This is a genomic window from Mycobacterium conspicuum (assembly GCF_010730195.1).
Lineage (GTDB): Bacteria > Actinomycetota > Actinomycetes > Mycobacteriales > Mycobacteriaceae > Mycobacterium > Mycobacterium conspicuum.
The window spans coordinates 5,759,817-5,780,044 of record NZ_AP022613.1; the positions used below are offsets into that span (position 1 = coordinate 5,759,817).

16 protein-coding genes and 2 tRNA genes are annotated in these 20,228 nt (G+C 66.3%); 10 read left to right on the forward strand and 8 right to left on the reverse strand.

Going from position 1 to position 20,228, the window contains the following annotated elements; all coding sequences use genetic code 11:
* The first annotated feature begins 148 nt into the window (after positions 1 to 148).
* The 7 genes from G6N66_RS26550 to pknB all read left to right on the forward strand — a co-directional run bounded on the left by G6N66_RS26550 (position 149) and on the right by pknB (position 9,944).
* Positions 149 to 1,873 carry a DUF3662 and FHA domain-containing protein gene (locus G6N66_RS26550; RefSeq protein WP_085233843.1) on the forward strand — a complete coding sequence of 575 codons (1,725 nt, stop codon included), beginning with the start codon at positions 149 to 151 and terminating at the stop codon, positions 1,871 to 1,873.
* A gap of 132 nt (positions 1,874 to 2,005) precedes the next feature.
* Entirely contained in the window at positions 2,006 to 2,470 is a 465-nt protein-coding gene (locus G6N66_RS26555; RefSeq protein WP_085233844.1) for an FHA domain-containing protein FhaB/FipA, read from the forward strand.
* The gene (locus G6N66_RS26560; RefSeq protein ID WP_085233845.1) at positions 2,467 to 3,963 is read left to right on the forward strand and encodes a PP2C family protein-serine/threonine phosphatase; all 1,497 of its coding nucleotides are present in this window, start codon (positions 2,467 to 2,469) and stop codon (positions 3,961 to 3,963) included. Before G6N66_RS26555 ends, G6N66_RS26560 begins: the two co-directional genes overlap by 4 nt.
* A complete protein-coding gene (locus G6N66_RS26565; RefSeq protein ID WP_085233846.1) occupies positions 3,960 to 5,369 on the forward strand; it encodes an FtsW/RodA/SpoVE family cell cycle protein in 1,410 nt (469 codons plus the stop codon). The genes G6N66_RS26560 and G6N66_RS26565 overlap by 4 nt, the downstream gene beginning before the upstream one ends.
* Positions 5,366 to 6,844 (forward strand): D,D-transpeptidase PbpA, encoded by a 1,479-nt coding sequence (gene pbpA / locus G6N66_RS26570; protein ID WP_085233847.1) that lies wholly within the window; start codon positions 5,366 to 5,368, stop codon positions 6,842 to 6,844. Before G6N66_RS26565 ends, pbpA begins: the two co-directional genes overlap by 4 nt.
* Complete coding sequence (locus G6N66_RS26575) at positions 6,841 to 8,076, forward strand: serine/threonine-protein kinase (RefSeq protein ID WP_085233848.1); 1,236 nt, start codon at positions 6,841 to 6,843, stop codon at positions 8,074 to 8,076. The genes pbpA and G6N66_RS26575 overlap by 4 nt, the downstream gene beginning before the upstream one ends.
* Complete coding sequence (gene pknB / locus G6N66_RS26580) at positions 8,073 to 9,944, forward strand: Stk1 family PASTA domain-containing Ser/Thr kinase (protein ID WP_085233849.1); 1,872 nt, start codon at positions 8,073 to 8,075, stop codon at positions 9,942 to 9,944. Before G6N66_RS26575 ends, pknB begins: the two co-directional genes overlap by 4 nt.
* Here the strand turns inward: pknB and G6N66_RS26585 are convergent.
* Entirely contained in the window at positions 9,922 to 10,623 is a 702-nt protein-coding gene (locus G6N66_RS26585) for an aminodeoxychorismate/anthranilate synthase component II (protein WP_085233850.1), read from the reverse strand. The two genes, pknB and G6N66_RS26585, sit on opposite strands and share 23 nt — an antisense overlap.
* A 17-nt stretch (positions 10,624 to 10,640) precedes the next feature.
* Positions 10,641 to 11,384: a DUF881 domain-containing protein gene (locus G6N66_RS26590; RefSeq protein WP_085233851.1), complete on the reverse strand. Its 744-nt coding sequence runs from the start codon at positions 11,382 to 11,384 to the stop codon at positions 10,641 to 10,643.
* Between the two features lie 95 nt (positions 11,385 to 11,479).
* Here G6N66_RS26590 and crgA point away from each other — a divergent pair, with 95 nt between their 5' ends.
* Both crgA and G6N66_RS26600 read left to right on the forward strand, forming a co-directional pair.
* On the forward strand, positions 11,480 to 11,761 hold the full coding sequence (crgA, locus tag G6N66_RS26595) for a cell division protein CrgA (RefSeq protein ID WP_085234069.1): 282 nt from the start codon (positions 11,480 to 11,482) through the stop codon (positions 11,759 to 11,761).
* A gap of 155 nt (positions 11,762 to 11,916) precedes the next feature.
* Positions 11,917 to 12,339 (forward strand): PH domain-containing protein, encoded by a 423-nt coding sequence (locus G6N66_RS26600; protein ID WP_085233852.1) that lies wholly within the window; start codon positions 11,917 to 11,919, stop codon positions 12,337 to 12,339.
* Positions 12,340 to 12,394: 55 nt separating this feature from the next.
* Here G6N66_RS26600 and G6N66_RS26605 read toward each other — a convergent pair whose 3' ends face one another.
* Positions 12,395 to 12,940, reverse strand: a complete 546-nt coding sequence (locus tag G6N66_RS26605) for a peptidylprolyl isomerase (protein ID WP_085234070.1) — start codon at positions 12,938 to 12,940, stop codon at positions 12,395 to 12,397.
* A 97-nt stretch (positions 12,941 to 13,037) separates the two neighbouring features.
* Here G6N66_RS26605 and cwsA point away from each other — a divergent pair, with 97 nt between their 5' ends.
* Positions 13,038 to 13,466 carry a cell wall synthesis protein CwsA gene (gene cwsA / locus G6N66_RS26610; protein ID WP_085233853.1) on the forward strand — a complete coding sequence of 143 codons (429 nt, stop codon included), beginning with the start codon at positions 13,038 to 13,040 and terminating at the stop codon, positions 13,464 to 13,466.
* A 218-nt stretch (positions 13,467 to 13,684) separates the two neighbouring features.
* On the opposite strand, the gene G6N66_RS26615 is transcribed toward cwsA, so the two are convergent.
* From G6N66_RS26615 to gyrA, 5 genes are all read right to left on the reverse strand, one after another.
* Entirely contained in the window at positions 13,685 to 15,058 is a 1,374-nt protein-coding gene (locus tag G6N66_RS26615) for a PE family protein (protein ID WP_085233854.1), read from the reverse strand.
* Positions 15,059 to 15,189: 131 nt separating this feature from the next.
* Positions 15,190 to 15,262, reverse strand: a tRNA-Ala gene (locus G6N66_RS26620).
* A 136-nt stretch (positions 15,263 to 15,398) separates the two neighbouring features.
* Positions 15,399 to 15,472: transfer RNA gene (locus G6N66_RS26625), tRNA-Ile, on the reverse strand.
* Between the two features lie 58 nt (positions 15,473 to 15,530).
* Positions 15,531 to 16,394: a DUF3566 domain-containing protein gene (locus tag G6N66_RS26630; protein ID WP_085233855.1), complete on the reverse strand. Its 864-nt coding sequence runs from the start codon at positions 16,392 to 16,394 to the stop codon at positions 15,531 to 15,533.
* A 32-nt stretch (positions 16,395 to 16,426) separates the two neighbouring features.
* Positions 16,427 to 20,206, reverse strand: coding sequence for an intein-containing DNA gyrase subunit A (gyrA, locus tag G6N66_RS26635; RefSeq protein ID WP_085233856.1), 3,780 nt, complete (start codon positions 20,204 to 20,206; stop codon positions 16,427 to 16,429).
* Positions 20,207 to 20,228: the final 22 nt, after the last annotated feature.

A 20,228-nucleotide genomic window follows, 5' to 3' on the forward strand; every position in this document is an offset into this window, starting at 1 on the left:
CTGACCTGCAATGATGCGATTCTCAGAATTCTCCCGGTGCCGCAGCGTCGCGCCATCCCGATACCATGCTTGGGTGATCCAACACGCGCCCGAGTCGTTTGCCTTGCGCCGGCGATATGCCATGGCAAGTGCGGGCGAGCGCTGAGCGGTGGGTAGCCACGGTGCTAGCCAGAAGGGGCTTGCCGCGCGCATCGAGCGCAAGCTCGAGGCGACCGTCGGTGACGTGTTTGCGCGTGTCTTCGGCGGATCAATCGTCCCGCAAGAGATTGAAGCCCTATTGCGTAGGGAAGCCGAAGATGGTGTCCGCCCCCTTCAGGGAAAGCGCCTTTTGGCACCCAACGAATACATCATTACCCTCGGTGTGCACGACTTTGAGAAGTTCGGCGGCGACCCGGATCTCACGTCGGGTGCTTTCGCGAGCTACTTGGCCGACTATATCTATGAACAGGGGTGGCAAACGTATGGTGATGTGGTCGTCCGGTTCGAGCGGTCGTCGAACCTGCATACCGGCCAGTTCCGCGCCCGCGGTGCTGTCAACCCCGATGTCGAGCCCCGCCCGACGCTCAGCGATGCCCCCCGACCACAATCAAATCAGGCGTTCGGCGCAGAACCAGGAGTACCACCAATGACTGACAACTCGAGCTACCGCGGGGGACCGGGACAAGGGCGGCCCGGCGACGAGTATTACGACGAGCGCTACGGGCGTCCGCAGGACGACCAGCGGGGCGGGCAGGATCCGCAGGGCGGTCACGACCCGCGCGGCGGATACCCGCCGGAACAAGGCGGCTATCCGCCCCAGCAGGGATATCCGCCGCCCCGCCAAGACCAAGGCGGCTACCCCCAGCAGGGCGGCTACCCCGACCAGCGCGGCTACCCACCGCAGGGCGGCTACCCCGACCAGGGCGGCTACCCCGACCAGCGCGGCTACCCACCGCAGGGCGGCTATCCCGAGCACGGCGGCTATCCACAACAGGGCGGCTACCCCGACCAGCGCGGCTACCCATCGCAGGGCGGCTACCCGGAGCAAGGCGGCTACCCCGACCAAGGCCCGGGTGGCTACCCACCGCCGCCCTACGAGCAACGCCCGCCCGCCCCGGCCGGATACGGCGGCCAGCCCGGCCAGGGTGGCCAAAACTACGACCAGGGTTACCGCCAGGACAGCGGTTACGGCTCGCCCGGCGGCGAACAGGGTCAACAGGCCTACGGCGGGTACGGCGACTACGGTCGAGGCCCGGGCGGGCAGGACGAGGGCGGCTACGGCGGCCAGGCTCCGACGGCAGCACCCGAACAGCGCCCGGCCTATCCCGAGCAGGGGGGCGGATACGACCAGGGCTACCAGCAAGGCGGCCAGGGATACGGCCGCCAGGACTACTCATCGGGCGACTACACGCAATACGCCGAAAGCGTCCCGCCCGGCGGATACGGCCCGCCCGGCGGCGGCTACGCCGAGCCGGCGAACCAGGACTACGACTGGGGCCAGTCGGCGGGCCAATCGGCCGCGCCCGAGTACGGCCAGGGCGGCGGCTACGGGGGTTACGAAGGCGGCTACGAAGGCGGTTACGGGCAAGGCGAGTATGGATCGGCCGGAACCGCGGTCACCTTGCAGCTCGACGACGGCAGCGGGCGGACCTATCAGCTGCGCGACGGTTCCAACATCGTCGGTCGCGGACAGGACGCCCAGTTCCGGTTGCCGGACACCGGAGTGTCACGACGGCATCTGGAGATCCGGTGGGATGGACGCGTCGCGCTCCTTTCCGACCTGAACTCCACTAACGGCACCACCGTCAACAATGCGCCCGTGCAGGAGTGGCAGCTGGCCGATGGCGACGTGATCCGCCTGGGTCACTCGGAGATCATCGTCCGCATTCACTGAACCGGTCGGGTTCACGCTGCCGTGCTTCTCCCGCTTCCACCAGCGTCCAAGCTATCGTGACGTTGCCGATGGGCACGGTGTCACGGACCCGGGGCCCGGCGCCAGGACGGCGCGAGACGGAAAGGACGTCAGATGCAGGGACTGGTACTGCAGCTGACGCGTGCCGGATTTTTAATGTTGCTATGGGTATTTATCTGGTCGGTGCTGCGCATCCTGAAGACCGACATCTATGCGCCGACCGGGGCGGTCATGGTGCGCCGCGGCTTGGCGTTGCGCGGCACGCTGCTTCCTGCGCGACAGCGGACCGCGGCGCGCTATCTGGTGGTGACCGAGGGGTCGCTGACCGGAGCACGCATCACCCTGAGCGGACAGCCCGTGTTGATCGGGCGCGCTGACGATTCCACCCTCGTCCTGACCGACGACTACGCCTCGACGCGGCACGCCCGGTTGTCCCAGCGCGGCTCGGAATGGTACGTCGAGGATCTAGGATCGACCAACGGCACTTACCTTGACAGGGCAAAGGTGACCACTGCGGTACGAGTTCCCATAGGTACGCCGGTTCGGATCGGCAAAACAGCAATCGAGTTGCGCCCGTGAGCCTGGTCCTGCGATATGCGGCCCGCAGCGATCGCGGACTGGTACGCGCGAACAACGAAGACTCGGTGTATGCCGGCGCTCGCCTGCTGGCCCTCGCCGACGGCATGGGCGGCCACGCGGCCGGCGAGGTGGCGTCCCAATTGGTCATCGCCGCCTTGGCCCACCTCGACGACGACGAACCCGGTGGCGACCTGCTGGGCAAGCTGGAAGCCGCGGTGCGCGCCGGCAATGCGGCCATCGCCGAGCACGTTCAGCTGGAGCCCGACCTGGAGGGCATGGGCACCACGCTGACCGCAATCCTGTTCGCGGGCAACCAGATTGGGCTGGTGCACATCGGTGACTCACGCGGCTACCTGCTGCGCGACGGGGAACTCACGCAGATAACCAAGGACGACACCTTCGTCCAAACGTTGGTCGACGAGGGCCGGATTACCGCCGAGGAGGCTCATAGCCATCCGCAGCGTTCCTTGATCATGCGGGCATTGACCGGCCACGAGGTCGAGCCCACCTTGACAATGCGGGAAGCGCGGGCCGGCGATCGATACCTGCTGTGCTCGGACGGCCTATCCGACCCGGTGAGCGACGAAACCATCCTCGAGGCGTTACAGATTCCCGACGTAGCCGAAAGTGCCTATCGTTTAATCGAATTGGCGTTGCGCGGTGGCGGTCCGGACAACGTGACCGTCGTCGTCGCCGATGTCGTGGACTACGACTACGGGCAGACCCAGCCGATTCTCGCCGGCGCGGTATCTGGTGAAGACGACCAAAACGTGACCCTGCCCAACACCGCCGCGGGCCGCGCCTCGGCCATCAACCCACGCAAGGAGGTTGCCAAACGTACACCGCCGCAAGTCGATACAGCTACTCGACCGCGGTGGTCGCGGCGCCGGATGGCCCTCGTCATAGCCGTCGTGGTGCTGGTGGTGCTGGCCGGCCTGGCTATTGGCCGGTGGATCATCACCAATAACTACTACGTCGCCGAATACCGCGGCAAGGTGTCCATCTTGCGCGGCATTCAGGGTTCGCTGCTGGGCATTTCCCTGCAGGAGCCGTACCTGGTGGCCTGCGTCAACGCACGCAACGAGATGTCGCTGATCAGCTACGGCCAATCCGGGAGCAACGGCTGCCAACTGACGACGCCGCAGGATCTCAACCCCGCCGGACAGGCGCAGGTGCAAAGCGGCCTGCCGGGCGGCACGCTCGATCAGGCGGAGTCCCAGCTACGGAAGTTGCTGGCCGATTCGCTGCTGACCTGCCCGCCCCCTCGCGCCACCTCACCGCCCGCACCGGCGGGCCAAACGCCGGCACCCGAGTCCACCGCCCCGACAACCACTACGCCCCCGACCTCGCCTACCAGCAGCGCCACGCGCGGCCCCTCAACTACCTCGCCGGCGGCCACCTCGGCCCCAGTGGCCCCGTCGGCCTCCTCGCTTGCGCCCGCCACAATTCCCCAGCCGGTGCCCGCAATTCCGCACTGCCGGGCGGCGGCATGACCACGCAGGTCCAACCACCGGTCGCGGTGACACCCCCGCTGCCCACGCGACGCAACGCCGAACTGCTGCTGCTGTGCTTCGCCGCCATCGTCACCGTCGCGGCCTTACTCGTCGTGGAAGCCAACCAGGAGCAGGGCTTGCGCTGGGACCTGACTCGCTACGGCCTGGCCTTCCTCGCCGTGTTCGGGGGCGCGCATCTGGTCATTCGCCGCTTTGCCCCGTACACCGATCCGCTGCTGTTGCCAATCGTGGCCCTGCTCAACGGACTTGGTCTGGTGATGATTCACCGGCTCGACCTCGTCAACAGCGAGCTCAATAGGCACCATCACGCCGGCGCGGCCCAGCAGATGCTGTGGACCCTGGTCGGAGTCGCGGCGTTCGCGCTCGTGGTCACGTTTCTGAAAGACCATCGACAGCTCGCTCGCTACGGCTACATCTGTGGCCTGACGGGTCTGGTTTTCTTGGCGATACCCGCACTGCTGCCGGCATCCTTATCCGAACAGAACGGCGCGAAAATCTGGATTCGCTTCTCCGGCTTCTCGATTCAGCCCGCCGAATTTTCCAAAATCCTGCTGCTCATCTTCTTCTCCGCCGTGCTCATCGCCAAGCGCGGCGTCTTCCACAGTGTCGGTAGGCATTTGATGGGTATGAACCTGCCCCGACCGCGAGACCTCGCGCCCTTGCTTGCGGCGTGGGTGATCTCGATCGGTGTGATGGTCTTCGAAAAGGACCTCGGCACTTCGCTGTTGCTTTACGCCTCGTTCCTGGTGGTGGTCTATCTCGCCACCCAGCGACTCAGCTGGGTGGTCATCGGACTGGCGCTGTTCGTCGCGGGAAGCGTTGTGGCGTATTTCATTTTCAGCCACGTACGGGTTCGCGTGCAGATGTGGTGGGACCCGTTCACCGATCCCGAGGGCAGCGGTTATCAACTGGTGCAGTCGATGTTCAGCTTTGCTACCGGTGGCATCTTTGGCACCGGGCTGGGCAACGGCCAACCCGACACCGTGCCCGCGGCGTCGACCGATTTCATCATCGCCGCGTTCGGCGAAGAGCTCGGATTGGTGGGTCTGGCAGCGCTGCTACTGCTCTATACGATCGTCATTGTCCGCGGCCTGCGTACCGCCATCGCGACGCGGGAGAGCTTCGGCAAGCTGCTCGCCGCGGGCCTGGCGTCAACGCTGGCCATTCAACTGTTCATCGTCGTCGGTGGTGTCACCCGGCTCATCCCGCTGACCGGGTTGACCACCCCGTGGCTGTCCTACGGTGGATCGTCGCTGCTGGCGAACTACGTGCTGCTGGCCATCCTGGCGCGCATCTCGCACAGCGCGCGCCGACCGCTGCGCACCCACCCCCGCGACACCTCGCCGATCGCGACGGCCGGCACCGAAGTGATCCAAAAAGTATGAACACCTCGCTTCGCCGGATCTCGGTGATCGTGATGGCGTTGATCGTGCTGCTGCTGCTCAACGCCACGTACACGCAGGTCTTCACCGCCGACGGGCTGCGCGCCGACCCCCGGAACCAGCGCGTACTGCTCGACGAGTATTCACGTCAGCGCGGCCAGATCACCGCGGGTGGGCAGCTGCTGGCCTATTCGGTGGCCACCGACAACCGCTTCCGGTTCCTGCGGGTGTATCCCAACGCGGCGGTGTACGCGCCGATCACCGGCTTCTATTCACTGCGCTATTCCAGTACCGGGCTCGAACACGCCGAGGACCCGGTATTGAACGGGTCAGACGAGCGGCTATTCGGGCGCCGGCTGGCCGACTTCTTCACCGGCCGCGATCCGCGCGGCGGCAATGTCGACACCACCATCAACCCCCGCGTCCAGCAAGCCGCCTGGGACGCCATGCAGCAAGGCTGCGCGGGATCGCCCTGCAAGGGAGCAGTGGTCGCGCTGGAACCGGCCACGGGCAAGATCCTCGCGATGGTGTCGTCTCCGTCCTATGACCCCAACCTGCTGGCCTCCCACAATCCCGAGGAGCAGGCGCAAGCCTGGAAGCGGCTGCGTGACGATCCCAACTCGCCCCTGACCAACCGCGCCATCGCCGAGACCTACCCGCCCGGTTCCACCTTCAAAGTCGTCACGACCGCGGCGGCGCTGCAGGCGGGTGCCGACCCGAACGAGCAGCTGACCTCCGCGGCCAGGATTCCGCTACCCGACAGCACGGTCACCTTGGAGAACTACGGCGGCACCCCATGCGGCCCCGACCCCACCGTGTCGCTGACCGAGGCGTTCGCTCTGTCGTGCAACACCGCGTTCGTCCAGCTGGGCCTGGCCACCGGCGCCGACGCCCTGCGCAGCATGGCGCGTTCGTTCGGCCTGGACAGCACGCCCAGTGTCATTCCACTGCAGGTTGCCGAATCCAATGTGGGACTCATTGCGGACGCGGCCGCGCTGGGTATGTCAAGCATTGGTCAGAAAGACGTCGCGCTGACACCGCTGGAGAACGCGGAGATCGCCGCGGCCATCGCGAATAACGGGGTGATGATGCAGCCCTATCTGATCGACACCCTCAAGGGCCCCGACCTGTCCATCATCAGCACAACAGCGCCGTATCAGCAGCGCCGCGCCGTGTCGCCGCAGGTCGCCGCTAAGCTAACAGAGCTGATGGTCGGCGCCGAGAAGGACGCGCAGCAGAAAGGAGCCATCCCCGGCGTGCAGATCGCATCCAAGACTGGTACTGCCGAGCATGGCACCGATCCGCGGCACACGCCGCCGCACGCGTGGTACATCGCCTTCGCGCCCGCCCAGACCCCGAAGGTTGCGGTAGCGGTACTGGTGGAGGGTGGCGGTGACCGGCTGTCGGCCACGGGAGGTGCGCTCGCCGCGCCGATCGGACGGGCCGTGATCGAGGCCGCACTGCAGGGAGGAGCATGAGCCCCCGAGTTGGTGTGACGTTGTCGGGCAGGTACCGCCTGCAGCGGCTCATCGCCACCGGTGGCATGGGCCAAGTCTGGGAGGCGGTGGACAGCCGCCTGGGCCGGCGCGTCGCGGTCAAGGTGCTCAAGCAGGAGTTTTCGCAGGACCCGGAGTTCATCGAGCGGTTCCGCGCCGAGGCGCGCACCACCGCCATGCTCAACCATCCCGGCATCGCCAGCGTCCATGACTACGGCGAAAGCCAGCTGGACGGGGAGGGCCGCACCGCCTATCTGGTCATGGAGCTGGTCAACGGCGAACCGCTGAATTCGGTGCTCAAGCGCACCGGCCGGCTGTCGCTGCGGCATGCGTTGGACATGCTCGAGCAGACCGGCCGAGCGCTGCAGATCGCGCATGCCGCGGGCCTGGTGCACCGCGACGTCAAGCCGGGCAACATCCTCATCACGCCCACCGGGCAGGTGAAGATCACCGACTTCGGCATCGCCAAGGCGGTCGACGCGGCCCCGGTCACGCAGACCGGCATGGTGATGGGTACCGCGCAATACATCGCGCCCGAACAAGCACTGGGTCACGATGCGACCCCAGCCAGCGACGTGTATTCGCTGGGGGTCGTCGGCTATGAAGTGGTTTCGGGCAAGCGGCCGTTCACCGGCGATGGCGCCCTGACCGTGGCGATGAAGCACATCAAGGAGCCTCCGCCGCCGTTGCCGGCCGACCTGCCGCCCAATGTGCGAGAACTCATCGAGATCACGCTGGTGAAAAACCCGGGCATGCGCTACCGCAGCGGGGGTCCGTTCGCGGATGCCGTTGCCGCGGTACGAGCCGGCCGCCGGCCACCCAGGCCGAGTCAGACCCCGCCGGCCGGCCGGGCGTCCCCGGCCGCCATTCCCTCGGCCACGCCGACCAGGATCGCAGGTACCCCCAGTGGCCGGAACCCGGCGCCGCACCGATCCCGGCCGTCGACGGGCGGTCGCCGCCCTCCGCCGCCGCGGCGCACCTTCTCGTCGGGCCAGCGCGCGCTGCTCTGGGCCGCCGGCGTGCTGGGAGCGCTGGCAATCATCATCGCGGTGCTGATCGTCATCAACCACAGCAGCGAAAACCCACCCGCGTCACCCCCGCCGACGGTCACCGACACCGGCAGCCCGCCCGCCGCGCCGCCGCCCTCCAAAACTCCCACCGGCTTCGGGCCCAGGCTTCCGCTGCTGCCGCCGCCGCACGAGACACCACCATGAGCACCCCTGAATTCCTGTCTGATCGCTACGAACTGGGGGAGATCATCGGCTTCGGGGGGATGTCCGAGGTCCACCTGGCGCGTGACCACCGCCTGCATCGCGAGGTCGCGATCAAAATTTTGCGCGCCGATCTGGCCCGCGATCCCAGCTTTTACCTGCGCTTCCGCCGCGAGGCGCAAAACGCCGCCGCGCTGAATCACCAGGCCATCGTGGCGGTGTACGACACCGGCGAGGCCGAAACCCCCGCAGGCCCGTTGCCCTACATCGTGATGGAATACGTCGACGGTGAAACCCTGCGCGACATCGTGCACACCGACGGACCCCTGCCCCCGCGGCGGGCCATCGAGGTCATCGCCGATGCGTGCAATGCGCTGAACTTCAGCCACGAAAACGGCATCATCCATCGCGACGTCAAGCCGGCGAACATCATGATCAGCCACACCAACCAGGTGAAGGTCATGGACTTCGGCATCGCGCGCGCGATCGCCGACAGCAGCAGCGTGACACAGACCGCGGCGGTGATCGGGACGGCGCAATACCTCTCGCCGGAACAGGCCAGCGGCAATCCCGTCGACGCCAGATCCGACGTCTACTCGCTGGGCTGCGTTCTTTACGAAATCCTCACCGGCGACCCGCCTTTCACCGGAGACACCCCCATCGCGGTGGCCTACCAGCATGTCCGCGAAGACGCGGTGCCGCCGTCCGAACGACACCAGGGCATCTCCAGCGACCTCGACGCCGTCGTGCTCAAGGCGTTGGCCAAGAACCCGGAAAACCGCTACCAGACCGCGGCGGAAATGCGGGCCGACCTGGTCCGGGTGTACAACGGTGAACGGCCGGAGGCACCCAAGGTGCTCAGCGGGGACGAGCGGAACTCTCTGTTCTCGTCGGGGGGCTCGAATGTCGGGGGGCCGCGCACCGATCCGCTGCCTCGCCAGGCCCTGGACGACGACGGCGAGCGCGTCGGTTCGGTCGGCCGCTGGGTCGTCGCGGTCGCCGTGCTGGCGGTGCTGACGATCGTCGTCGTGATCGCGTTTAACACGTTCGGCGGCAATACGCGCGACGTTCAGGTGCCCGATGTGCGGGACCAAGTGTCAGCCGACGCGATCGCCGCCCTGCAAAACCGCGGCTTCAAGACCCGCACCCAGCAGCGGCCCGATTCGACGGTCCCGCCCGATCACGTCATCAACACCGATCCCGGCGCGAACGCCGCGGTCGCCGCCGGCGACTTGATCACGATCATCGTCTCCACCGGACCCGAACAGCGCGAAGTACCCGACGTGTCCTCGATGAGCTATTCCGACGCGATCAACAAGCTCAAGGCCGCCGGCTTCACCAAGTTCAAGCAGGCGAACTCCCCGTCGACGCCGGAGCTTTCCGGCAAGGTCATCGGCACCAATCCGCCGGCCAACCAGACCTCGGCGATCACCAATGTGATCACCGTCGTCGTCGGCTCCGGACCGGAGACCAAGCAGGTTCCCGACGTTGCCGGTCAGACCGTCGATGTGGCGCAAAAGAACCTGAACGTCTACGGCTTTACCAAGCTCACCCAGGCCTCGGTCGACAGCCCCCGCCCGGCCGGCGAGGTCACCGGCACCAATCCGCCCAAGGGCCAGACGGTTCCGGTGGATTCGGTGATCGAGCTGCAGGTGTCCAAGGGCAACCAGTTTTTGATGCCCGACCTGTCGGGGATGTTCTGGACCGACGCCGAGCCCCGGCTGCGCGCCCTGGGCTGGACCGGGGTGCTGGACAAGGGCCCGGACGTCGACGCCGGCGGTTCCCAGCACAACCGGATCGTGTATCAGAACCCGCAGGCCGGCATGGGCGTCAACCGGGACGGAATCATCACGCTGAAGTTCGGTCAGTAGCGCCGGGATTCGGCAACGACTCCGGCAGGTGCGGCCGCACCGCCGCGAGGACCTCGTTTTCCAGCCTGCGGACCAACGTTTCGTCTCGGGCCCAGCCGCAGTAGACGAGCCAGTTGGCCAGCATCCGATGCCCGCCCTCGGTCAGGATCGACTCCGGGTGGAATTGCACACCGTGGATCGGCAAGCTGGTGTGTTGCACCGCCATGATCACCCCGCTGCGGGTGTTCGCGGTGACCTCCAGGACCTCGGGCAGCGACTCCGGCAGGATCGTCAGCGAGTGGTAGCGGGTCGCGGTGAATGGGTCCGGAAGGCCTTGCAGGACACCAACATTCGTGTGGAACACGCTGCTGGTCTTGCCGTGCAGCAATTCGGGGGCGCGATCCACCTTGGCGCCGAAAGCGACGCCGATGGCCTGGTGGCCCAGGCATACCCCCAGCAACGGCGTGTTGGTCGCGGCGCACGCGCGGACCAAGCCGATCGACGCGCCGGCGCGTTCGGGCGTGCCCGGCCCCGGGCTGAGCAGCACACCGTCGAACTGCGTGACCGTCGTCGCCTCTTGCTCGGCGGACAGCCGCGCGTCGTCGTTGCGCCACACCTCGGCCTGAACCCCGAGCTGTCCGAGGTACTGCACGAGGTTGAACACGAAGCTGTCGTAGTTGTCGACAACCAGGATCCGCATCGTGTCAGGTTACCGAGTCAGTAACCCACCGGGCCCGACGGCTGAGCGAAATGCACGCGGACCGGTTCGGTATAGCCGACGATCCGGACATCGGGCTTGACGTCCTCCTGGTAGCCGAGGCCGAACCGGACCACGTACTGCTTGTAAAGGGTCACGAGGGGAGCGGCCCCCAGCGCCGCCTGCATCGCCGTGGCATTGCCGATCGCGGTGATCTTGTAGGGCGGACTGTAGGTGCGCCCGTTGAGCAACAGCGTGTTGCCGACGCAGCGAGGCACCGAGGTCGCGATGATGCGCTGGTCCTGCATCTGGATCGCCTCGGCGCCGGCGCTCCACAACGCGTTGAGGACGGCCTGAATGTCTTGCTGGTGTACCACCAGGTCGTCGGGGGACGCGTCCCGCGGAAAGCGGCCGTTGGCGTCGCGCTGCGCGTCCTGCAGCGTCACCACCAGGCCCGGTCCGTGCACCGGGTCCATGTCCGCCTCGCCCGCCAACTCGGCGGATCGCCTCAGCATCGCCCCCAGTGCGGCATCCGTGGACCGGCCGTGCATCGAATCGAGCTTTTTGGTCAGCGCGTCGCGTGCGGCACTCAACCGGGTCACCGACGACTGGGCCTCTCGGACCAGGTCGACGAGGCGCGGGGCGTCGCTGCGGCGGATCTCGGTGCCGCGCGACACCCCGTGCGTGGCGGCCAGGAGCAGGCCGGCGAGCACGCACACCAACGGGACACCGAACCGCCACGGTGAGCGGCGCATGTCAGTCATGCTTCTCCATTTTCCTGGTCAGGGGGCCAGGTGAGTTAGTCTCGTAACCAAGCTACGCAGCCGCTAACGTGATCGGTCCCCATCCCAAGGAAATCATGCCCAAGTCCAAGGTCCGCAAGAAAAACGACTTCGCCGTCAGCTCGGTCAGCCGCACGCCGGTGAAGGTGAAGGTCGGGCCCTCGAGTGTGTGGTTCGTGGCGCTGTTCATCGGCCTGATGCTCATCGGGCTCGTCTGGTTGATGGTGTTTCAGTTGGCGGCCGTCGGAACCCAGGCTCCGGCGGCGCTGCACTGGATGGCGCAGCTGGGCCCGTGGAACTATGCCATCGCGTTCGCTTTCATGATCACCGGGCTGTTGCTCACGATGCGCTGGCATTAACGGGCGTTGAAGACACGATGAATTCATCTCGTGGTCGATCTGTTACTGGTCTAGCAACCTTCTCGTCACCCAATCACACGCGTGTGATTTATCCCCACTGTTGATAGCGCTTGTGGATAACCGCATCGGCAGTGGTAGGAGGGGTTAGACGGGGCATGCAGCAAACGTCGTGGGAGCCGCATCCGGCGGGAATCGCAGGTTGCGGGATCGTGGGCGTCGCCATGGCTATCGCGAGTGTGACTGTCGTCACAGACCCGCCGGGGCGGGTTCTGGGCGGCATTGCCGCGGCGGGGTTGATCGTGTTTGCCGCATTGTCCTGGCGTGCGCGCCCGAAGCTGGCAATCACCCCCGACGGCCTGGTCCTGCGGGGCTGGTTCCAGACGCAGCTATTTCAGCACTCCGACATCAAGATCATCCGGATCACCGAGTTCCGCCGCTACGCGCGCAAAGTCCGGTTGCTCGAACTCGAGACGGTCCCCGGTGCGCTGGTGATCTTCTCGCGCTGGGACCTTGGCACCGACCCGCTGGAAGTGCTCGACGCCCTCACCACGGCCGGCTACGCCGGCCGCAAGAACTAACCCCCGGCGAGCGTGCGAGCGTCATTTTGCGCACGCTCGCGGCGCATAGGAACGCTTAGGAGATGGTGATCGACTCGATGACGACCGGTTCGGTGGGCCGGTCGTTGCCGTCGGTGGCCGTCGTCGCGATCGCGTCGACGACCTTTTGCGAGTCGGCGTCGGTCACTTCGCCGAAGATGGTGTGCCGCCGATTCAGGTGCGGCGTCGGGCCAACCGTGATGAAGAACTGCGAGCCGTTGGTGCCCGGCCCGGCGTTGGCCATCGCCAACAGGTAGGGCTTGTCGAATTGCAATTCGGGATGGAACTCGTCGGCGAACTTGTAGCCGGGGCCGCCGCGCCCGGTCCCGGTCGGGTCGCCGCCCTGGATCATGAAGCCCCGGATCACTCTGTGAAAGACCGCGCCATCGTAGAACGGGCCCGACGGGCCGCCCGATGCGTTCTGGGTCGAATACTCCTTGGTGCCCTGCGCCAGCCCAACGAAATTGGCGACGGTCTTCGGTGCATGGTTTCCGAATAGCGCGACCTTGATGTCGCCGCGGTTGGTGTGCAGTGTGGCGGTGGCGGTCTGGATCGGGTTAGTCACGGGATCAGAGTCTGCCATCACGCGCGGGCACGTCCGCACCGGGTCCACTCCCGCGAGCGCCGCAATGATGGCAGGCTGGTGAAGCATTCGGGCGACAGGTAGGGAGAGGCGGCAGATGAGCGCAAAGGCGGCAACCAAATTGACCCCACGGGAGCGGCTGAGCCGCGGCCTGACGTACTCGGCGGTCGGACCGGTGGACGTCACCCGAGGCGTTGTCGGGCTTGGCGTTCATTCGGTGCAATCGACCGCGTCGCAGCTCCGTCGCCGCTACCAGCAAGGCCGGCTGGCCCGGGAGGTCGCCGCGGCCCAGGAGACAATCGCCCAGGAGCTCGCGGCGGCACAGGAAGTGGTCGCAAGCCTGCCGCAGGCCTTGCAGGACACGCGCAAGAGGCAGCGTCGCGGTCCGCGCCCGTGGGTGATCGCGGGAGCCGCGGCGGCGGTCCTGGCCGTCGGAGCCGTGTCCTTCAGCATCGTGCGACGCTCAAAGGGTCGCCCGGACCCGTCACCTCGGCCGCCGAGCGTGGACCCGCAACCGCGCCCGTAGCGCTTACCTTCGCGTGCATCACGCCCATTACCAGACCGGCTCCGCGTCGAGTCGCGCGCAGTCGCGGCGTTGTAATCGCTTGGTGGCGGCGGTATTTCAAGATTCCGGCACGGCCGCCGGCCATCGGACAACGCGCAGCCTTGCCGGGACCCATTGCATCCCAATGCTTTTGGTGCGCGCGTAGGCGGTCGGTCCGCGATTGATCACGTCGATTGCCGCTAGGCGATCTTCGTCATTTTCGCCAGGTCGTTGATCGCGGGGTAGGTCGTCGCGTAGTACGACTGCGGCAATACCCCGATGTCGACCAGGGCGTCGGTGACGCCCTGCTGTGCTCCGATGACCAGCTCGCGGTAGATCACCAACGGGTTGTTGTGCGGCAGCGGCGAGGGCGTGTAGTCGGGCTGCCAGATGAGCTCGTTCCAGGGCGGTGGAACGCTTCTCAGCAGGTCATCGACGGGGCTGAAACCCGGCCACAACTGCGCGCCGGTGGGGACGTCGGCGTAGCCGTTGGGGTTGTAGCCCAGGTTGACGAGCACCCGCAGATCCGGTTGCAGCAGGTCGGCGAGCGGGGTGCCGATGACGGGGATCGCCCGTATGGGATTGAGCAGTGGCAGGTTCTGCTCCGGGATCATGTAGTAGTGCGTGACGCCGCCGTCGGCGTAGTAACCGGGCGACGTCGCCAAGGGCACCGCGCTCTGCAGCTGCGCCGGGGTCAAGAACGCGTACTGCGGGTGCACGTAGATCGCGCCGGCGACGGCGTTGAGATCGGCGACGATGTTCAGCGGGTACTGCGGGAAGTTGGCCAGCCCGTCGTACTCGGAGGTGTAGATGGTGGTCGGGTACGGCGTGTTGGGCGGCATCGCGCCATAGGTCGAGATGTCCAGGCCCGGGATGTTGAACGAAAACCGCGAGAAGACACCGCCATTGGGGGTGTCCCCGTTGCCGATAAACATGAAAGACAGGTTGCTGGGGTTCGGCGCCTCGCCCGGCGGCAGCGCGTCCAGGGCCCGCATCTCGAGCGTGCCGATGCATGCGCTTTGCGAATAGCCGAACACGAGCATGTGGCTGCCGGCGGGCGCGTTCATGATGGCGTTGTTGAGAATGATCTCGCCTTGAACCACCGACTGATCCAGCGTCAGCCCGCTGACGAGTGGGAGGACGCCGCCGCTCTCCGGGGTGTACAGCCCGAACGGGGTGAAGCCGGTGTAGTTCGGGTTGGACTGGATGAACAGGTTGTTGATCGCGCTGACGTAGCCGGGCGTTGGTTGCGGGTTGAAGGTTCCGCCCATGATGAGCGCGATGTCGGAGCCGTTGGCGACCTCGGTGCTCACATACGAGGTCGCGCCGGCCGCAACGGCCCGGACGAACGCGCCGTGAAACGCCGCGGCCTGCGCGCTCAGCGCCCGGTACTGGTCGGCGTGGCCGGCGAAGAGTCGGACGATCAGCGCCGACACCTCGTCGGCGGCCGCCGGGGGCATCCCCGTCGTCGCGGCACGCACCGCATCGGACGCGTCGCTGATCTCCGAGCTGATTCCGGCCAGATCGCGAGCCGCTGCCGTCAATAGATCCGGCACCGCTACCAGATACGACACACCGCACCCCTAACCACGGTCCGGGGGAACGCCCGAAAGAAGCCGATATTAGTGGGAGCCTAGACTGGCGTATCACTCAAAACAAGAACCGTATTCCACCGGTGCCTGCGCCGACGCTCAAGCAGAACTTGTGGAGCCTAGGGGAATCGAACCCCTGACACCTGCCTTGCAAAGGCAGTGCTCTACCAACTGAGCTAAGGCCCCTCGCCCTGATTCGCGGCCACGTGCCACACCTCGACGTCACGTCGTGACCGCACCACCGCCGCCACTATCCCTATCGAAGCGATCGCGACCACCGGCAGCGCCAGCCTTACACATCGTCTTGACGGACACATGGTTGTGGGCCTAGGAGGACTCGAACCTCCGACCTCTTCGTTATCAGCGAAGCGCTCTAACCGCCTGAGCTATAGGCCCGTACGTGAGTACGGCCGAGCGACGAGATTACCGCACGCGCCGCCCCACCCCCAAAACGCTAGTCGAGGTCCGCGAGCGTCACTTCGATGCCGCCGATCAGATCGGTCGCCAAGTTGTAGACGAACGCGGCGATGGTCGCCATCGCGGTCAGCAGGACGATGTTGACCAAGCCGATCAAGACGGCCCCGCCGAAGATGGTGCCGCTGGAGACGAGTTCTCCGGCGCTGCCGCTGGTGTTGTTCAGCAGGTCGCCCACGTTGCTGTTGAGCTTGGCCCACACCCCCATGCCACCGAGCACCAAGTAGAGGAACGCCACCGCGATCATCCAGACAAAGAACAGCGCCACCGAAAGCAGCAGCGACACCTTCAAGGTGCTCCACGGATCGATCCGGCGGATCTGCATGCTCGCGCGCACCGGACCTCGGCCGCGCCGCGACACCTGGACCCGGCTGTCGCGTTCTTCGCGCGACTCGGCCCGCGAGTCGGGCGCGCCCGGACGGCTCTTGCCCGCCGTCTCCGCCGGCGCGGAACCCCGCTCGGGCGCGGGTTTGCGCGCTCTGGGCCGCGGAACGGGGCCCGACAGATCGGGCAATTCGCTGGCGTAGGCCTCAGACGGCGGGCCATCGCCGCGCGCCGGGGGAGCGTCGAACTCCTGGGTCTGCGACACCGACGTGCCGGAGACGAAGCGGTTCACGCGTGCCTCGCCCGCGTCGGGCGCCGGGCGCTGGGCGGGGCGCGATGCCCGGGCGGGCCCCCGCTGCCACGGCGGCGAGTCGCCCGACTCCGGACCGGGGCCGGTCGGCGCGGACCCGGAAGGCGGCCCCGCCCGGTGCGCACCGGAGCGCTCGGGCGCGCCATCGCCGTTCAGGCTGTCACCCTTGTCGCCCTTGCTAGCGGCCCCAGGCTCGTTCGGTGAACTCACCGCGACTCCTTCGTACGTCTGTGCGGCTGAGTCTAGTTGCCCGGCTCTTCAGCACCATCGGTGTCCTCGCCATCCTCGTCGGCGCTTTCCTCGGCGTTGCGGGCGATGGCCAGCAGGGTGTTGTCCTCACCCAGGTTCATCAACCGAACGCCCTTGGTCTGCCGGCCGGCCTTGCGGACCTGGCGCGCCGCGGTGCGGATGACACCGCCCCCGGAGGTGATCGCGTACAACTCACTGTCTTCGTCGACGATCAACGCCCCCACCAGCCTGCCACGCCGCCGGTCGTACATCACCGTCAGCACGCCCTTGCCGCCGCGCCCCTGCACCGGGTACTCCTCGATGGCTGTCCGCTTGGCGTAGCCGCCGGACGTGGCAACCAGCAGGAAGGTGCCCTCCCGGACCACATTCAGCGACAGCAACCGGTCGTCGGCGTTGAACCGCATGCCCTGCACGCCGGAGGTGGCTCGCCCCATCGGCCGCAGCGCCTCGTCGGTCGCCGAGAACCTGATGGACTGGCCGTTGGCCGAGACCAGCAGCAGGTCGTCCTCGGCCGAGCACAACACCGCGCCGACCAGCTCGTCGCCGTCGCGCAGGTTGATCGCGACGATGCCGCCGCTCCGGTTGGAGTCGAAGTCGGTCAGCTTCGATTTCTTGACCAGGCCGTTGCGGGTGGCCAGCACCAGATAGGGCGCGTCCTCGTAGCCGCGGATCTGGATCACCTGGGCGATGCGCTCTTCTGGCTGGAACGCGAGCAGGTTGGCGACGTGCTGACCGCGCGCCGTTCGGGAGGCCTCCGGCAGTTCGTAGGCCTTGGCCCGATATACCCGGCCCTGGGTAGTGAAGAACAGGATCCAGTCGTGCGTCGAGGAGACGAAAAAGTGCGCGACGATGTCGTCCTGCTTGAGCCCGGCACCTTGCACGCCCTTGCCACCGCGCTTCTGGCTGCGGTAGAGGTCGGTCTTGGTGCGTTTGGCGTAGCCGGTTTCGGTGATGGTGACGACGACGTCCTCGCGGGCGATCAGGTCCTCGTCGTTGACGTCGCCGTCCGCCGCGATGATCCGGGTACGACGGTCGTCGCCGTGCTTGTCGACGATCTCGGCGAGCTCGTCGTGCACGATCCCGCGCTGCCGCTCCGGCTTGGCCAGGATGTCTTCCAGGTCCGCGATCTCGGCTTCGATCTTGGCCAAGTCGTCGATGATGCGCTGGCGCTCCAGGGCCGCCAGGCGCCGCAACTGCATGTCCAGGATGGCCTGGGCCTGGACCTCGTCGATGTCGAGCAGCTCGATCAACCCGGCGCGGGCGATGTCGACCGTCTCCGACGCTCGGATCAAAGCGATCACTTCGTCCAGCGCGTCGAGTGCCTTGACCAGGCCGCGCAGGATGTGGGCGCGTTCGTTGGCCTTGCGCAGCCGGTAGGTGGTGCGCCGGACGATGACGTCGAGTTGGTGCGCAACGTAGTAGCGGATCATCTGGTCGAGGCGCAGCGTGCGCGGCACCCCGTCGACGATCGAGAGCATGTTGGCGCCGAAGCTGGTCTGCAGCTGGGTGTGCTTGTAGAGGTTGTTCAGCACCACCTTGGCCACCGCGTCGCGTTTGATCTCGACGACGATGCGCAGGCCGACACGGTCGCTGGATTGGTCCTCGATGTTGGCGATGCCGCTGAGCCGGCCGTCGCGGACCTGCTCCGCGATCGACGTGATGAAGTTGTCGTGGTTGACCTGATAGGGCAACTCGGTGATGACGATCGAAGTACGTCCGCGCGAATCTTCTTCTATCTCAACGACTCCGCGCATCCGGATCGATCCGCGACCGCTGGTGTAGGCATCGTGGATGCCCTGAGACCCGACGATCAGACCGTGGGTGGGGAAGTCCGGGCCCTTGACCCGCTCGCAGACTGCGGCCAGGGTCGCCTCTTCGTCGGCCTCGTGGTTGTCGAGGCACCAGTAGACGGCTTCGGCCAACTCGCGCAGGTTGTGCGGGGGGATGTTGGTCGCCATGCCGACCGCGATTCCGCCCGAACCATTGGCCAACAGGTTGGGGAACCGGCTCGGCAGCACGGTCGGCTCTTGCACCCGGCCGTCGTAATTGGGGATGAAATCGACCGTCTCCTCATCGATTTCGCGCAGCATCTCCATTGCGAGCGGGGTCAGCCGCGCCTCGGTGTTGTGGCTGACGAACCCGTTGGTCAAAAATGCGTGGTCTTCAGTGTCGACGCGCAGGCTGTACACCGGTTGCACGCCGGCTTCGCTGACAGATGCGACTTTGGCGTAATAGAAGCGGCCATCGGTGAGGTCTGTCGCGATGGCACGCACGTCGGGATCGGCTATGTGCGCGAGGATCTCGGCGCCCTTGGTCCGCCAACGGTGGATGCGGTCGACGTTGTGGCGATTGAGCCAGTCGCGGTCGGCCCACGTACCACCGGCATGCTTGCGGATGAACGTGGCGAGGCCGGGAACGTGGTCGCTGTCCATACCGGCGCACGGCGGCATCGACGCCAGGATTGCAGTCAGCTTCGCTTGCTTTGCTCCACCAAAACCGATTTGGGTGGCGAACGCCGCGGCCTGCGCCCGATTGGTGATGACCACCTTGTGCTCACCGGTCGCGTGCCGATAACGCCTGGATACCACGCCGAACTCAAGCAGCATCTGCTGGACATCGACCGCCAGCTGCTTGCTCCGTGTGGAGTACGAGATTTGAATCGTGTTGCGCGGCAACCTCGAGCACGATCCATCACCTTCAAACAACGACTGGAGAAACGTCCTTTTGACAGCGGCCGGCGACTCCCATAACCAGCTCGGAACAACCTTGTCCGCCGATCGCTGTCCGCACAGCCCGCCGAGGAGCGTTTTCTTCAACTCTGAAAGGTTGTGAATATCAAGCTCATGCAGCTTCGACCCGGACGCGATGGTCCGCGATGAAACGTAGCGCCGCCCACCGACGACAGCGTCATACGCGGTGACGACCATGTTGAAGTAGTCACGGTCGAGGTTGTTGAATCCGGCCCGCGTCTCGGAAACAAAACCCTCGCTGATGAAGGCGCCCAACAGCAGGGCCCGCAGGGTCGGGTACCAATCGACCGGCCCAAACTCCACTGGCGGCGTCCGCTGCAACACGACGCAGTCGTCAGCGCGGATCTCTTGGATCAGCTTCCACAACAGCGTGGGCACGCCGGCAACATCGACCAGGCACAGCAGCGGATGATTCGCGGTGCCGGTGACCTCATAGCCCTCGGCGGTCCGCACCGTATAGGTCTGGTGTTCGCCAGAATGGAACACGCGGTCGGCCACCACCGGATCGCCGTGCCGATCGAGAACCTTCAGCTCGACCTCGTTGTCCGAGTTGGGCCGAGCCCCCGGTACCACATCGCCGATCCGCACCGAATGCCCAAAGGGTAAGCGCACCAATGCGTCTGCTGTTACGCAGTAGCGCATCGCCGCCGGTGGGTCGTTGCCCGGCGAACCAAAGTTGCCCTGGCCGTCGACCAATGGATACCGCAGCGACCACGGCTGCGCCATCCGCACCAGGGTGTCGTAGATCGACGCGTCGCCGTGCGGGTGGTAGTTACCCATCGTCTCGGCGACCGAGCGTGCCGATTTGGCGTGGCTGCGATCGGGGCGGAATCCCGAGTCGTACATCGCATACAGCACCCGGCGGTGCACCGGCTTGAGGCCGTCGCGCACTTCGGGTAACGCGCGGCCGACGATCACGCTCATCGCGTAGTCGATGTAGCTGCGCTGCATCTCCTGCTGGATGTCGACGGGTTCGATCCGGTCGCCGGCTTCGCCGCCCGGTGGCAGCGTGGTGTCAGTCATGTGATCCTCGGATTAGATCGTT

Coding starts and splice junctions, on each gene's coding strand:
- G6N66_RS26600 (WP_085233852.1), top strand. CDS start 11,917: ATGCAGCAAACGTCGTGGGAGCCGCATCCGGCGGGAATCGCAGGTTGC.
- cwsA (WP_085233853.1), top strand. CDS start 13,038: ATGAGCGCAAAGGCGGCAACCAAATTGACCCCACGGGAGCGGCTGAGC.
- G6N66_RS26565 (WP_085233846.1), top strand. CDS start 3,960: ATGACCACGCAGGTCCAACCACCGGTCGCGGTGACACCCCCGCTGCCC.
- G6N66_RS26555 (WP_085233844.1), top strand. CDS start 2,006: ATGCAGGGACTGGTACTGCAGCTGACGCGTGCCGGATTTTTAATGTTG.
- G6N66_RS26590 (WP_085233851.1), bottom strand. CDS start 11,384: ATGACTGACATGCGCCGCTCACCGTGGCGGTTCGGTGTCCCGTTGGTG.
- pknB (WP_085233849.1), top strand. CDS start 8,073: ATGAGCACCCCTGAATTCCTGTCTGATCGCTACGAACTGGGGGAGATC.
- G6N66_RS26575 (WP_085233848.1), top strand. CDS start 6,841: ATGAGCCCCCGAGTTGGTGTGACGTTGTCGGGCAGGTACCGCCTGCAG.
- crgA (WP_085234069.1), top strand. CDS start 11,480: ATGCCCAAGTCCAAGGTCCGCAAGAAAAACGACTTCGCCGTCAGCTCG.
- G6N66_RS26585 (WP_085233850.1), bottom strand. CDS start 10,623: ATGCGGATCCTGGTTGTCGACAACTACGACAGCTTCGTGTTCAACCTC.
- pbpA (WP_085233847.1), top strand. CDS start 5,366: ATGAACACCTCGCTTCGCCGGATCTCGGTGATCGTGATGGCGTTGATC.
- G6N66_RS26605 (WP_085234070.1), bottom strand. CDS start 12,940: ATGGCAGACTCTGATCCCGTGACTAACCCGATCCAGACCGCCACCGCC.
- gyrA (WP_085233856.1), bottom strand. CDS start 20,206: ATGACTGACACCACGCTGCCACCGGGCGGCGAAGCCGGCGACCGGATC.